A 14,744-nucleotide genomic window follows, 5' to 3' on the forward strand; every position below is an offset into this window, starting at 1 on the left:
TTTATTACAGCTTTGCAAAAAACGCTAAAATGAGTCTCGACACTTGCTCTGCATAAACATTTGCCAAATCATGCTGTCCATGTGCAATCACAAAAAGCTCAGCCTTGGGTAATTTCTGTTGTAAATACTCACCCACAGCCACAGGACTGATTGGATCGGCATCGCCCCAGAGCAACAGCACAGGACATTGTATTTGATCCAACTGCGTACTGACATCGGAATGATGTGTCGCAAACCAATCTGGTACAGCCAAGTTAAGCTGATAATCATCTCGCCAATTCGCCACATCAAATGGGCTTAAATCAATACCGCCAGACGTTGCCACCAAAACTAAAGCCCGAACCAAATGTGGTTTTTGTAAAGCCGCTTGCACCGCAAAAATCCCACCCATAGATTGGGCTACAATCACACTCGGCTGCTGAATCTTTTGCAATACATAATGTTGTAGATCTTCAAAGCTTTGTACTTCAGCATGATCAGAATGACCATCAAAACTGGGATAAGCCACAATAGATGGATGCAAATGGCTTGGCAAAGCCTGCACCACAGGTTGCCAAAATGCTGTACTGCCCGAAGCACCCGGCAAAAATATAAAATTGTGCAAATTCAAATCTCTTTCAAGATGTTAAAGCATTCTTATTTTTAAATGGATGAGTTATAAAAAAAGGCATTGCCATGACAATACCTTTTGATGACTGCTTTAAAGTAATGTGGTTTGAATCTCGACACTACGCAATAAAGTTTTGGTGACAGGCGTTTTTTGACAAATATCTAAAACTTTTTGTTTTAACTCCGCAGAAAGTTCTTGCTCAAAAGACAAACGACGCTCAATCCATTCTTTGCCTTCTTTATTGGCATTAAAATCAGCTTCAACAGTGAACTCACCTAAATCAAAACCTTTGTGCTGTGCATACATACGTAAGGTAATCATGGTGCATGAGATTAATCCTGAACAAATAAAATCATAGGGTGCTAAGCCTTTATCTTGACCACCAAAAGATTCAGGTTTATCTGTCATGAGTTGATGTTGACCACTGGTCACTTCACCCGACCATGCTGTAGACAATGTTTTTACTTTTGCATGTGCAATCATTGCCATGGTTATTCTCCTGATGAATTTAAAATATGGCTCAAGCTGCCATGTTAAAACTCAACATACATCTGATGTTGAGCTAATCTTAAACATTTAAAACTTATTTTGACGGGCGCATTTTATCTGGGAATGCAGGTGCTTCTAAACGAGGACCGTCATAGTCAGGAATTGTGCCAAAACGTGCATCATGATTTATCCATTGTTCACGTGCAATTTTTAATTCTTCTTGCGTGCGCCCGACCAAATTCCACCATAATAAAATCGGTGACTCAAACGGCTCCCCACCAAGTAACAACAAACGACTACCCGCATGGAGCTGTATTTCTATTTCATTTAAACCTGGTTCTAGCACCACCATATTATCATCAGTCAGTTCATGCCCATTGATGATTGCGTTGCCTTCTAACGCTAAAAAGCCATATTCAAACTGAGGATTAAGTGGAATACGTGTCGTGGTTGATTCTTGAGCTGTTAAATCAACGCCTAAAAGTTCACTGTGGACCTTCACAGGCGAAGTCGTATTGAGATACTCACCAACCAATACTGTAAATTCAACCCCCTCTCGGATCACGACAGGCAACTCTGGATAATGATCAAACTGCGGTGCCATATTGAGTTTATCATCAGGCAATGCAATCCATAGCTGTGCAGCATGCATCTTGGTTTCAGTATCTGGTGCAACTTCTGTATGTGAAATGCCATAACCCGCCGTCATTAAGTTGACTTGTTTTGGGCGAATCAATTGTTTTGAACCAATGCTATCTGTATGCATCATGGTTCCTTCAATCATCCAGGTAAAGGTCTGTAAGCCAATATGTGGATGTGGTCCAACATCTAAACCATCGCCTTGTGGAAAATGGACTGGACCTGCGTGATCCAAAAAGCACCATGCGCCAATCATGCGTTTATGACGACTCGGTAATGCACGTTTAATGACGGTGCCTTTGCCAATCTCAGCAGAGCGAATTTCAAAATCTTGAATAAATTTATTCACGTATTTTTCACAATCGTCTGAATTCGAAATCTCGGTATAATTGGTATTGGTCATCTTGTTATCCTAAATTACCTATCCATAAAATTGTTATGGTCATGCTGAATATTGCACATTGTAGTCAATTTTTAAATCCTTGACCTATAGCACAATTAATACGCTGAATATCAAGGATAGGACAATAACAGAATTGTTTTTTTATTCTTATGTAAAAAAAATCACAGCAAAAAATTGAAATTAGATCAATCTATTGACTATGCGGCATTTGCACTTTCGATTTTAAACTTGCTTGTTCAGCAACCAATAAATTGGCGATCTGTGTCGGATCTTGAGGCAAACTCAAATGTATTTGACAGGTGAGTTCATGACTATTTTTACGTAACACCAAAATTTCTGCCAAAACTTCAATCGGGCGACCAATTTCAAAATCCGTTTTAACTAAACGCTCTCCACATTGTTGCGCATAATTACGGTCTAATTCCCCGATTTTAATATCATTTAATAACACTTGGATATGATATTTTTCTTGTCTTATTTCAGGTAGGCGTTGTAAACGCATTTTTTTATAGATGGGTTGTATTGTGGGTTTTAGCATCAGTTCAGTGATAATTTTACGCTGCATCGCATGACTTAATTTCAGTGCATAATCAAAGTCATCTATGTCTTGTAATAACAAAGGATGATCACGAAAAAACATATCACGTTCAAACTGATAACGTTGCCAACGTCGTTCATCCAATTGTTGTATCATAAAAAAACCAAGTACAATTACGATGACAACTAAAACTAAAAAAAGCATCTATCCATTCACCTGAAACAAATCAACCAACAAAATAAGGAGCTTACGCTCCTTACTCTAAATCATTATTTTTTACAGGCTTAAATACCATATTTAACACGATAAGCTTCCATTTTTGCCAAAGCTTCTTTTTCACCTTTAGCGTCTAAATATTCCATCAAATCTTTCATGGTAATTAAAGCATGTACAGGAATTTCTAACTCTTTTTGTACTTCTTGAATAGCAGACAATGAGCCTTGACCTTTTTCTTGACGATCTAAAGCAACCAATACACCTGCAATACTTGCACCCGCATTTTTCAAAATAGTCACAACTTCACGAATCGCAGTTCCAGCAGTGATCACATCATCAATGATCCACACTTTTTTACCTTCAACCGCAGCACCGACCAATACACCCCCCTCACCGTGATCCTTTGCTTCTTTGCGGTTAAAACCCCAAGGTACACTGACACCGTGAATTTGAGAAAGTGCCACAGCTGTTGCTGCAACAAATGGAATGCCTTTATAAGCAGGGCCAAAAATCACCTCAACATTGTTACATTGTGTGATTTTATCTGCATAACCCTGTGCAAGTAGCGATAATGCTTCACCATCGTTGAGCAAACCTGCATTAAAAAAATAAGGGCTCACACGGCCTGATTTTAAAGTAAACTCACCAAATTTAAGCACACCACGTGATAATGCGAGTTCGATAAAAGCTTGTGGGTTAAACTGAGCTGGCGTTGACATGAGGTGCTCCAAATATTCTGTATAGAGGTAAAGACTTGCGCATGATACCAAAGAGTAGCTATCCAAGTGATCAAAAAATTTTACGCGTTGTGTCCATTAACGTAAATGGTCTCCGTGCTTCTGTGACCAAAGGACTTCTTGACTGGATGGAACAATCCGATGCAGACGTGATCTGCATGCAAGAAAGTCGCATTACTCATGCACAATGGACAGACAAGTTTAAACCTGAAGGTTGGTACACACACCTATTCCCCGCAGAAAAAGCTGGCTATGCAGGAACTGCCATCTATAGCCGATTACCTTTTGTATCCGTCAAAGATGGTTTAGGATTTGAATTAGCCGATTCACAGGGCCGTTTTATCAGTGCTGAATTTGATCTCGGTTTAGAACAAAACATCCATATTTGTTCACTTTACCTTCCTTCAGGCTCATCAGGTGAAGAAGCACAAACACGTAAAGATCATTTTTTGGAAGAATATAAAATCATTTTAAAACAATGGCGTGATGAAAATAAATCAGTCATCGTTTGTGGGGATTATAATATCGTGCATAAACGCATTGATATTAAAAACTGGTCAGGCAACCAAAAAGCGTCTGGTTGTTTACCACATGAACGTGCTTGGCTCGACCATATTTATGATGATTTAGGCTATGTAGATACTTTCCGTGAAGTACGTAAAGAAGCTGAAGTTTATTCTTGGTGGTCAAATCGTGGGCAAGCTCGTGCTAAAAATGTGGGCTGGCGCATCGACTATCAAGCATGTTCACCAGACTGGAAAGCACGCACTGTCAATGCTTGGGTCTACAAAGAACAATGGTTTAGTGACCATGCACCGGTCATTATTGATTACCAAATTTAACGCGTTGTAGTCCTTTCTCAATATATTAAGTGAACACATGTTCACTTAATATATGTAAATATCGTACAATGCTTGTCGTGTTATCGTATTTTTTCTTCACCTCAATAAGCGCATTATTGTCTCACGGCACAGGGACATTGTCAGGATGACAGCAAAAGGATAGGACGCCGTAGGATGAAAAGAAAATACTAAACGCAAGTTTAATATTTTTAATGGATTTGACATTGGACGTTGTACTGAGACCCGCATAGTCAGGATGATTAGATGCGGGTTTTCTCTTTCTTATGTTTTAAATAATTACTTTGTTATTTTCAAGTGTTTTCGTTGTTTATCTTTATAATTTTTCTTCATGTTTATATCTCTTAATTTAAACACTTTATCTTTCATTTTTATGACAAGTGATATTTTCACCTTCCATTTCTCATTTTAAATTTTAAATCGTTTTTGGTCATCGCATTTTTTTGCTACCCTAAAATTTATCAGTATTCAAATTTAACGACAAATAGGTTCTCGACTATGTTGAAAATTTACGGAATCAAAAACTGTAATTCGATGAAAAAAGCATTTGATTTACTCAATGAATTGTCCATTCCTTATGAGTTTCATGATTATAAAAAACAAGGCATAGATGCGGACACATTAAAAAAATGGTTAACGCAGCAAGGAGCAGAGATTATTCTCAATAAAAAAGGCACAACCTGGAAAAAACTTTCTGAACAAGAACAACAAGAGGCTTTAGCAAGCCAAGAGAACCTCATTCAAGCACTCATCATACACACAAGTATGATCAAACGTCCTGTGATTGAAAAAGATGGCATGTACGTGGTCGGTTTTGATGAAGAAAAAATCAAAGCACTCCAATAATATCCAATGCGCGGTAACAACTTAAACAGCGTTTGATCTCATCTGTCACTCTATCTTTTTAAGTTAACAATAAAAAAGCTCGATATGTTCATCGAGCTTTTTTTTAATCATTCATTGACTCAGGATTAGTTGGCACGAATCCAAGTTTGATTACGACCCAATGCTGAAACCCCCATATAACCACGTAAGTTAAGCTTATTACCTGCTAACTCACCTTTAAGCTTATAGGTTTTACCATTTTTGGGATCTAAAATTGTGCCGCCTTCATATTTACCATTGACATTTTTTAAACCGTAAACAATGGTGACACCTTTCAACGATTTATTGTGATACTTCCCTTCACATTTCGTACATGCATTTTCTTCACCTGGCGTCACAATGCTTTGAATCGTAGCTGAAAGCGTACCATTTTTTTGTTCAGTAAATTTCACCACTGCTTTAGCTTGTTTGGTTTCATCATCGATGGTTTTCCATACTGTGCCGTTAAGTGGATCTGCGGCATTGGCAAATGCTGTCACTGTCAATAAACCCATCATTAGTGCTATTTTTTTCATTTTTGTTGATTTCCCTAGTCATCATTAACATGTAATAGTATTCAAAAATTACAACAAATATGCAATTTTTGAATGTGACTATTTAGTGTACCCTTGTAAATAATGTTGGTTATTCAACAAATAAAAACAGTAAAAACCAAACAAAATGGAAAAAGCATGAAGATTAATCCGTTAATGAAACAATTCATCACAGAAACTATTTTAAAGACCAGTTTTAAAATGCCTAGTCGCTTAAATCTCCCACCGACTGCTGTACGTTTTGCTCTCGAACAACTGACACGTGTTTTTCCTCAACCCAAAGGCGTGGTTTTGCGCTCTTTGCGTATTGCAGGTATACATGCTGAAGAAATAAAGCCACAAGCTTCAACCACGCAGATGATTTTTCACATTCATGGTGGTGCTTTTTTCGTTGGTTCACTCAAAACACATCGGGCTTTTTTATCTGAAATTGCACTTCGCACACAAATGCAAGTCTTACATGTGGACTATCCTTTAGCACCTGATCACCCGTATCCTGAAGCAAGCGATGCGATTTATGATATATATCAAATGCTTATGGATCAAGGTGTACAAGCCAAAGATATTATTGTTTCAGGTGATTCTTGCGGTGCAAATTTAGCTTTAGCACTCGCATTAAAACTAAAAAAAGACGATCCCGAACATCTACCCAGTGGCTTAATTTTAATGTCACCTTTTTTAGACTTAACATTAACCAGTGAATCTTTACGTTATAATCAAAAACATGATGCTTTACTTTCTGTAGAAGCCTTAGAAACGGGGATTAGTTATTATGTTCCACAAGGTATAGATGCTTCTATTCCTGAAATTTCACCTATTTTTGGTGATTTTAAAGGTCTCCCTCCTACACTTGTACAAGTGGGTTCAAAAGAAATCTTAATGGATGATGCAATCCGTTTCGAGAAAAAAGCTAAAAAAGCCGATGTAGATGTCACCTATAAACTCTATACAGGGATGTGGCATAACTTTCAAATGTTTAGTCCATGGTTTGATGAAGCAAAAAAAGCACTTGCCGATATTGCTGACTTTGCCCATCGACTTGATCAAAGCTAATCACGTTGTAAAAAATATTAAGCAGTCAGTTAGCAATAGCTGCTCACTGCTTATATCGCATTTTTAGACATAATTTTAAATAAAAAAATATTTAGAAAATAATCATTTAGGTTTATAATTTTATAACACATAATTTATGCATTATTTTTCTTTTCAATCTATTTAAAATTGGCTCAGAATCGATATAAAAATATATCTTGAGTCAATTTAGTAAAAGATTAACTTAAAATGCTCCCGTAAAAAATACCGTGTTTTTTATTAAAATATTCTATATTTTAGAGTATGTATAAAAAATACATAAATAATGATTTAAGCTAACTCCCATGAATAATTTAGCAAAGAAAATGATCAATTATATACAATCTAACATTATTATGAGTTGGTCTACTATTCATAAATGTATTTTAGTATTGGTATTGGCTATTTTAATTCATTTACTTTGGATTATGTGGAAAGTTTATATTTTAATCACGCCAACACTGTGGCAATGGTTAAACATTTCATTATTAAAACATCAACTTTCGATTAACATTATTTCTATCATTTGTCTGACTATTTTAATTATTATCAGTATTTTTAATCATAAAAAACAATGGGTAAATCATTATTTTAGCTATTTTGTGATTACAACATTTATCTTAATTTTAATATTAGACGGTTATTTAGTTGGAATCTATAGCCCCGCAACAATATTTACCAGTGTTTGTGTTACAGGTATCGGATTAGTTTTATTTAATCAAAAAATTATTTATTTTAATTTAGTTTTAGCGACCTCTATTTTTTCCACTCTAATTTATCTGACCACTAAAAATATCATTCCTTATGCACCTATTTTTAGCCATCAACTATTAAATAGTATTCCCTATCATAATAGTTTTTGGGTTTATAGCATGATTTATTTCATTATTCCTGTGTTATTTGCAGGTCTATTTTTCTTTGAAATACTGCTCATGCAATGGCGCCATAGAGAATCTTTATTTCAACAGATTAGCCAAATCGATCCATTAACAGGGTTATATAATCGACGCTTTTTTGATGATAAAATCAAAGAGCTACAACAACAGCAGCTTTCTTATCTCATTATTTTACTTGATTTAGACCATTTCAAAGCGATTAATGATCGATATGGGCATCACACAGGTGATTTAGCACTTACACACATTGCAAAAACGTTATCTGCATCGGTTCGTAAAACGGATATTGTCGCGCGTTATGGTGGTGAGGAATTTATTTTACTTTTACCACAAATTACAGAAACACAAGCTTTAGAAATCGCAGAAAAGTGTCGAAAAATGATTGCTCACCATCCTTTACAACTCGATGATGGTCAACAGATTTATCTGACGGCTAGTTTTGGTTTAGGCATAACTCGCAACTTAGCAAATATTGATCAAGCGATTTATTTAGCAGATCGAGCACTCTATCACGCCAAACAAGCAGGACGAAATCAAGTACAAATTTATGATGGAACAACATTTCAGTCATTCCAACATAAAACGCTCAAACCTTGAATGCTAAAGTTTAAGCGGTCGGCTCTTCTGCTAAAGCAGGGTAATCAATATAGCCTTCTGCTGTTTGTGAGCCGATCATATTTTCAAACACCAACTCATTCAAAGGTGCATCCAGAAGTAAACGTTCATACAGATCAGGATTTGCAATATAAGCTTTACCAAAAGACACCGCATCGGCTTTGCCTGAAGCTAAGAGTTCAATGGCATCTGCACGGCTTAATTTCATATTGGCAATGTATGGCACGCCACCTGAACGTTCTTTCATATAGATGCTAATACTGTCATCTGCTAGATATTCACGGGTAAAGAAGAACGCGATTTTACGTTTACCCAATTCTTCGAGTGCATAGCCAAAGGTTTCACGTGGATCAGCATCCCCCATGTCATGTTCATCGCCACGAGGTGCCAAATGCACACCCACACGACCCGCACCCCAAACCTCGATCAAGGCATCGGTCACTTCAAGCAATAGACGGGCACGGTTTTCCACAGAGCCACCGTATTCATCATCACGCTGATTGGTTTTACTCTGTAAAAACTGATCGATCAAATAACCATTGGCAGCATGGAGTTCAACACCATCAAAACCTGCGTCTTTGGCACGGATTGCAGCCTGTTTATATTGTTCAACAATGCTTTTAATTTCTGTAATTTGCAAAGGACGTGGCACAACATAATCACGTTTTGGACGAAGTAAACTGACTTGCCCTGCTTGCTGTACTGCACTTGCCGAAACAGGCGTTTCACCACCCAGTAGATCAGGATGTGAAACACGTCCGACATGCCAAAGTTGAGCAACAATCAAACCACCTTTGTCATGTACTGCCTGCGTGGTTAGCTTCCAGCCTTCCACCTGAGCATCGGTGAATAATCCCGGCGTGTTTAAATAACCATTGGCTTGTTCAGAAATAACCGTCGCTTCAGAAATGATTAAACCTGCACTGGCTCTTTGAGCATAGTACTCTGCCATGATTGCCGTAGGAACACGGTCTATGGTCGCGCGACTACGGGTTAAAGGTGCCATGATGACACGGTTTTTAAGGTGTAAATCACCTAAAATAAGCGGAGAATTCAGTTCAGCCATTTTTGCCTCATTCAGCACCAAAGAGAGAGAATCTCAGCATCTGCTGAGTCTTACAGTGCTTGCTGTAAATGTTCAATATATTGCTGAATAAGAGCTTCATTGCGGGAAAAATAAGACCATTGACCATATTTTTCAGCCTGAATTAGACCTGACTGTTGTAACACAGACAAATGATTTGACATGGTGGATTGTGAGACCTTACCGAGTTTTTCGATATTCCCTGCACAGACCCCACGACTAAAGCCTCCACACTGTTCTTCGCACAGATATTGCTGCGGGTTTTTCAACCACGCCAAGATCTGCCGTCGAGTCGGATTTGCCAAAGCTTTAGAAATTAAATCAATATCCATACTTAGAACTCGTATCAGACATATCCAAATGCACAACAAAGCATTACCCAGCATCGTTAAACTCAATATATCGTATTTTTTCGATTTTAATATCGATTATTTTAGATATATTGTAAAAATGCAGATAATGCTTTGCTTTTTATAAAAATTTAATTTCAGCGATTAAAGCCCTTGCTTTAAGCTCGCCTCAATAAATTTATCCAGATCACCATCAAGAACCGCACCTGTGTTGGAATTTTCCACGCCTGTACGCAAGTCTTTAATACGTGAATCATCCAATACATACGAACGAATCTGGCTGCCCCAACCAATATCAGACTTAGAGTCTTCAAGTGCCTGTGCTGCCTCGTTACGTTTACTCATTTCCAGTTCATACAATTTTGCACGTAACTGTTTCCATGCATGGTCACGGTTGGCATGTTGTGAACGTTGGTTCTGACATGCAACCACAATACCGGTTGGTGCATGTGTTAAACGTACCGCAGAGTCAGTTTTGTTAATGTGCTGACCACCTGCACCTGATGCACGGTAGGTATCTGTGCGAACATCGGCAGGGTTAATATCAATTTCAATATTGTCATCGACTTCAGGTGAAACGAATACTGCTGAGAATGAAGTATGACGACGGTTACCGGAGTCAAAAGGTGACTTACGCACTAAACGATGTACACCAGATTCGGTACGTAACCAACCATAAGCATACTCACCTTCCACACGAATGGTTGCAGATTTAATCCCTGCTACATCGCCATCCGATTCTTCCATCAGTTCGGCTTTAAAGCCATGACGTTCAATCCAACGCATATACATACGTAGTAACATCGAAGCCCAGTCCTGTGCTTCTGTACCGCCAGAACCTGCCTGAATTTCCACATAACATGGGTTCGGGTCCATTGGGTTACTAAACATACGACGGAACTCAAGCTTCGCCAATTCAGCTTCTGCTGTGTCTAACTCTGCTTGTACATCGACCAATAAACTTTCATCATCCGCTTCAACAGCCAAGTCTAAAAGTGCTTGAGCATCTTCAATTTGTGTGGCTAAACCTTCTAAAACGTTGAGTACGTTTTCAAGTTCACCTTTTTCTTTAGCCATCGCCTGTGCACGGCTTTGGTCATTCCAAATGGCAGGATCTTCTAACTCGCGGAGAACCTCTTCTAAACGCTCTTTCTTTAGATCGTAGTCAAAGATACCCCCGTAGTGTAAGACCACGGTCATTTAAGTCTTTTAATTGGTTTAGAAATGGATTTATTTCCACGAGTGCTATCCTATGTATCAAAATTTATTCGGGGGCATTCTATCACAGAGCATATAAACATGAAAAAATGCTTTTATTTTTAGAATAAATTGCTTGTTTCAGCTATAAAATATTGCCTACTTTTACGCGGTATACTGAGGTCAATTGAGCAATTAAATTTCACAATATTTTGGCAAAATGACAACGGCTAAAAAATGTATTGTTACATATTTTGTTTTATTTTTAATCAAAATTTAAGATTACACACATTTTCTACATAGTTTTAATAAAACAAAACATAAACATATATAATTGAAAATAAATAATTTAATTATTGAATTTTACATTAATTTACCAACATTACAGTTCTGTTACTTTGCAATGATTGACGCAGTTATTATTTCCCTTAGACTGAACTTGTAACAAAAGATTTAAAACGATGAAACTATATTTCTTTCAGAGGGGAGAAGAATCCATGAAAAAATTAGCAATCGCTTCAGCAATCGCACTTTCAGCGATCGCAGTTTCAGGCACTGCAAATGCTTATCAAGCAGAAGTAGGCGGTTCTTATACTTATACTGATTGGGATGATTTTGATGCAACACATCAATTCGGTGTAGATGGAACTTACTATTTCAACCCAGTACAAACACGTAATGCACCTTTAAATGAAGCAGCCTTCCTTGACCGTGCAAGTAATGTAAAAGCACATGTAAATTATGCCGACAATGATGGCATCAAAGATTCACAATATGGTGCAGGCGTTGAGTACTTCGTACCAGGTAGTGACTTTTATTTAAGTGGTAATGTTGGTCGTGACGATCTTGAAGTCGACAACACCAATATTGACAGAAAAGTAACAACATACGGTGCTGAAGTTGGTTATTTACCTGCGCCAGGTTTATTACTTGCTCTAGGTTTAACAGGCTATGATGAAAAAGATGGTGACGACGGCGTAGACCCAACTGTACGTGCAAAATATGTCACTCAAGTTGGTCAATACGATGCGAACTTTGAAGCATATGGTGCTTTTGGTGACTTAGATGAATATAAAGTTCGTGGCGATTTATATTTAGATAAAACATTAAGTGTTGGTGCTGATTACTACAACAATGACTTAACTGAACGTGATGAATTTGGTATTTCTGCGAAGAAATTCTTAAATCAAAATGTCAGCGTGGAAGGTCGTGTAGGCTTCGGTGATGACTACAATACTTATGGCGTACGTGCAGGTTATCGTTTCTAAGATTAAACGAGCTTAGCAAAACAAAAAACCGCTCAACTTTGAGCGGTTTTTTCATAGAAAATGGAAAAATAGCTTACTGTTGTAAATGCAACATTCTCAGTTGCACACTAACATTGCCATTGAACTGATTTTTATCTAATTCATAAACCAAATGTACCTGTGGTTTCGCAGGGTCAAAATCAAACCGATCTGCAACATTAAATGCTATTGCATCTACAGATTGCCCATTGCCCAGTGCCAATTTCAATTTTAAATGCACGTCTTTCAGCCAACGATGTTCTAATACCTGAAAATGCCCTTCAAATACAGGTGCAGGGAATTTTTGCCCCCAAGGGCCTAAATTTTCAATGGTATTCACGGTCGTCAGTTGAATCTCATGCAATGGTAATTCGCCATCTGTCCATAACGTTGCTTGAAATAACTCATCCTCAGATTGGGCAATCAATTCAGTAAAAATCTGCTTAAATTCTTCAAAGTGCTGCTTTTTGATGGTTAAGCCTGCCGCTGCTGCATGCCCACCAAAGAAACTGACCAAGTGAGGGTGCTGCTCCGCCACTTTTTCAATGCAATCGCGAATATGGATCCCTTCAATGGAACGAGCTGAACCTTTGATATGAATACCATCTTTATCCGCAGCAAAGACGATACTCGGGCGATGAAACTGTTCTTTTAAACGTCCCGCAACAATGCCGATCACGCCTTGATGCCAATCTTCATCAAACATCACTAAAGCAGCAGGTAAATGATTTTGATCTAATTGTAATTTCTCCATCTCAAGCAAAGCTTCCTGCTTCATTTGCGCTTCAATTTGACGGCGTTCCAAATTTAAATCATTAAGTTGCTGTGCTAAGGCATAAGCTTTTTGTGCATCGGTTGCCAACAGACATTCAATGCCTATATCCATCGTATCCATACGCCCTGCGGCATTAATCCGAGGACCGAGTACAAAACCTAAATCTGAGGCTTTTAACTCTGCGGGTTCACGCCCTGCGATATCGAGCAATGCACTGATGCCAACACGGCATTGATTTTGTTGAATGCGTTTTAAACCTGCATCCACCAAAATGCGATTGTTATAGTCTAAACTTGCCACATCCGCATAGGTTCCCAATGCCACTAAGTCTAAATACTGTGCCATCTTCGCAGCCGACTTTCCTTGTTTGCCACGATAACTACTTAGATTGGCAAGTAAATAAAAGGCAACACCAACCCCTGCTAATGCCTTACTTGGAAAATCACAGCCCAACTGATTTGGGTTCACAACAGCCTCAGCTTTTGGTGTTTCTTTAGTGGTTAAATGATGGTCGGTAATAATCACTTGCATCGCATGTGACTGTGCCTGTTCCACCCCTGCATGACTTGAAATGCCATTGTCCACAGTAATCAATAGGTCAGGTTGAAAACTTTCAAAAGCCAAATCGGCAATTTTAGGTGTTAAGCCATAACCATATTTAAAACGATCAGGCACCAGATAATGCACATCCGCACCCATTTCGGTCAGTGCTAAAATCATCAATGCGGTACTGGTTGCACCATCAGCATCGTAGTCACCCACAATCACAATTTTTTGATGTTCATCTATCGCACGGTCAATGATTTCGATGGCTTGATCAAGACCTTTCAAGGTTGGCGCAAGTAAGTATTTCAGTTTTAAATCGAGTTCTTGCTCAGACTGCACACCACGTCTTGCTAAAATTTCAGCAGCGAAATGTGGCAATTGCGGAAAAACATCAGGAGAGCTTAACAAGGGTCGTTGTCGAATTTTAATTTTATTCACTGCATTCACATGTCATATCAATTAAATAGGATTATAAAGAGTTCCTTTTTAATTCAGCAAGCATAGGATTTTTGCAGCATGTCCAATATAACAATCAGCTTTTGAGTGCTTGTTTAGACCTTAAATAATTCAGTCATTTAGCTTAAAATACCAACAAATTTATACACCATAATCAATTCAACTTTTATAATGAGGATATGATGAAAAAAATTCTTTTGGCATTTGGACTATTCAGCCTACAACATGCATATGCTTTACCTAGCACAATGACTGAAGAGGTCTATTTAAAATCATTTGTTTGTGGTTCAGATAGTTGTTATTTATCTATGGAAATTGCCAATGTGGACAATGTTCAGCTTTCAACTTTCTGTGGCGATCGTCAATATTGCACGCAATACCATCAAGCATATGAAAATATGATGCAACACCTTGCTGAAGATGAATATCAGGAATATGAACTGAATGACCGTAAAGCACGTGTCAATCTTAAATTAGTGGATAATCCTTATTCAGGACAAAAAATTTATGAAACTCAAAGTATTGTGTATTTAAAAAATTAAATCTTAAAATAAAAAG

The 14,744-nt window shown here is 37.8% G+C and carries 16 protein-coding genes; 6 read left to right on the forward strand and 10 right to left on the reverse strand.

The genetic code is table 11. The features are described from left to right. Nucleotides 1-4: 4 nt before the first annotated feature. From HX129_RS09355 to pyrE, 5 genes are all read right to left on the reverse strand, one after another. Complete coding sequence (locus HX129_RS09355; protein ID WP_286434319.1) at nucleotides 5-604, reverse strand: alpha/beta fold hydrolase; 600 nt, start codon at nucleotides 602-604, stop codon at nucleotides 5-7. A gap of 96 nt (nucleotides 605-700) precedes the next feature. Then, a complete protein-coding gene (locus HX129_RS09360; RefSeq protein ID WP_130072357.1) occupies nucleotides 701-1,099 on the reverse strand; it encodes an OsmC family protein in 399 nt (132 codons plus the stop codon). A 94-nt stretch (nucleotides 1,100-1,193) separates the two neighbouring features. After that, nucleotides 1,194-2,141, reverse strand: a complete 948-nt coding sequence (locus HX129_RS09365; RefSeq protein ID WP_286434320.1) for a pirin family protein — start codon at nucleotides 2,139-2,141, stop codon at nucleotides 1,194-1,196. A 190-nt stretch (nucleotides 2,142-2,331) separates the two neighbouring features. Further along, entirely contained in the window at nucleotides 2,332-2,883 is a 552-nt protein-coding gene (locus HX129_RS09370) for a hypothetical protein (protein WP_174493940.1), read from the reverse strand. A gap of 80 nt (nucleotides 2,884-2,963) precedes the next feature. After that, nucleotides 2,964-3,614, reverse strand: a complete 651-nt coding sequence (gene pyrE / locus HX129_RS09375) for an orotate phosphoribosyltransferase (RefSeq protein ID WP_130072360.1) — start codon at nucleotides 3,612-3,614, stop codon at nucleotides 2,964-2,966. A gap of 41 nt (nucleotides 3,615-3,655) precedes the next feature. Between pyrE and HX129_RS09380 the strand changes: the two genes are divergently transcribed. Together HX129_RS09380 and HX129_RS09385 are read left to right on the forward strand one after the other, a co-directional pair. Next, entirely contained in the window at nucleotides 3,656-4,474 is an 819-nt protein-coding gene (locus HX129_RS09380; protein WP_130072361.1) for an exodeoxyribonuclease III, read from the forward strand. A gap of 516 nt (nucleotides 4,475-4,990) precedes the next feature. Then, entirely contained in the window at nucleotides 4,991-5,338 is a 348-nt protein-coding gene (locus HX129_RS09385; protein ID WP_180045530.1) for a Spx/MgsR family RNA polymerase-binding regulatory protein, read from the forward strand. Between the two features lie 125 nt (nucleotides 5,339-5,463). On the opposite strand, the gene HX129_RS09390 is transcribed toward HX129_RS09385, so the two are convergent. Beyond that, on the reverse strand, nucleotides 5,464-5,892 hold the full coding sequence (locus tag HX129_RS09390) for a DUF2147 domain-containing protein (protein WP_130072363.1): 429 nt from the start codon (nucleotides 5,890-5,892) through the stop codon (nucleotides 5,464-5,466). A gap of 156 nt (nucleotides 5,893-6,048) precedes the next feature. Between HX129_RS09390 and HX129_RS09395 the strand changes: the two genes are divergently transcribed. Both HX129_RS09395 and HX129_RS09400 read left to right on the forward strand, forming a co-directional pair. Then, nucleotides 6,049-6,963: an alpha/beta hydrolase gene (locus HX129_RS09395; protein WP_130072364.1), complete on the forward strand. Its 915-nt coding sequence runs from the start codon at nucleotides 6,049-6,051 to the stop codon at nucleotides 6,961-6,963. A 374-nt stretch (nucleotides 6,964-7,337) separates the two neighbouring features. After that, entirely contained in the window at nucleotides 7,338-8,474 is a 1,137-nt protein-coding gene (locus tag HX129_RS09400; RefSeq protein WP_286434322.1) for a GGDEF domain-containing protein, read from the forward strand. A 10-nt stretch (nucleotides 8,475-8,484) separates the two neighbouring features. Here HX129_RS09400 and HX129_RS09405 read toward each other — a convergent pair whose 3' ends face one another. The 3 genes from HX129_RS09405 to prfB all read right to left on the reverse strand — a co-directional run bounded on the left by HX129_RS09405 (nucleotide 8,485) and on the right by prfB (nucleotide 11,166). After that, nucleotides 8,485-9,558: an alkene reductase gene (locus HX129_RS09405; RefSeq protein ID WP_286434324.1), complete on the reverse strand. Its 1,074-nt coding sequence runs from the start codon at nucleotides 9,556-9,558 to the stop codon at nucleotides 8,485-8,487. A gap of 50 nt (nucleotides 9,559-9,608) precedes the next feature. Beyond that, on the reverse strand, nucleotides 9,609-9,908 hold the full coding sequence (locus HX129_RS09410; RefSeq protein ID WP_130072367.1) for an ArsR/SmtB family transcription factor: 300 nt from the start codon (nucleotides 9,906-9,908) through the stop codon (nucleotides 9,609-9,611). A gap of 162 nt (nucleotides 9,909-10,070) precedes the next feature. Next, nucleotides 10,071-11,166, reverse strand: a protein-coding gene (prfB, locus tag HX129_RS09415; RefSeq protein ID WP_130072368.1) for a peptide chain release factor 2 whose coding sequence is annotated in 2 segments (ribosomal slippage) — nucleotides 10,071-11,093 and nucleotides 11,095-11,166 — 1,095 coding nt in all. Because the reading frame shifts where the segments join, the coding sequence is not laid out codon by codon here. 454 nt (nucleotides 11,167-11,620) lie between these two features. On the opposite strand from prfB, the gene HX129_RS09420 reads away from it, so the two are divergent. Continuing rightward, on the forward strand, nucleotides 11,621-12,391 hold the full coding sequence (locus tag HX129_RS09420; protein ID WP_130072369.1) for a putative porin: 771 nt from the start codon (nucleotides 11,621-11,623) through the stop codon (nucleotides 12,389-12,391). A 73-nt stretch (nucleotides 12,392-12,464) separates the two neighbouring features. On the opposite strand, the gene recJ is transcribed toward HX129_RS09420, so the two are convergent. Beyond that, complete coding sequence (recJ, locus tag HX129_RS09425; RefSeq protein WP_130072370.1) at nucleotides 12,465-14,168, reverse strand: single-stranded-DNA-specific exonuclease RecJ; 1,704 nt, start codon at nucleotides 14,166-14,168, stop codon at nucleotides 12,465-12,467. A gap of 200 nt (nucleotides 14,169-14,368) precedes the next feature. On the opposite strand from recJ, the gene HX129_RS09430 reads away from it, so the two are divergent. Then, on the forward strand, nucleotides 14,369-14,728 hold the full coding sequence (locus HX129_RS09430) for a hypothetical protein (protein WP_130072371.1): 360 nt from the start codon (nucleotides 14,369-14,371) through the stop codon (nucleotides 14,726-14,728). Nucleotides 14,729-14,744 lie beyond the last annotated feature (16 nt).

Source organism: Acinetobacter sp. 251-1 (assembly GCF_030329305.1).
In the GTDB taxonomy this organism is placed as follows: Bacteria; Pseudomonadota; Gammaproteobacteria; order Pseudomonadales; family Moraxellaceae; genus Acinetobacter; species Acinetobacter piscicola_A.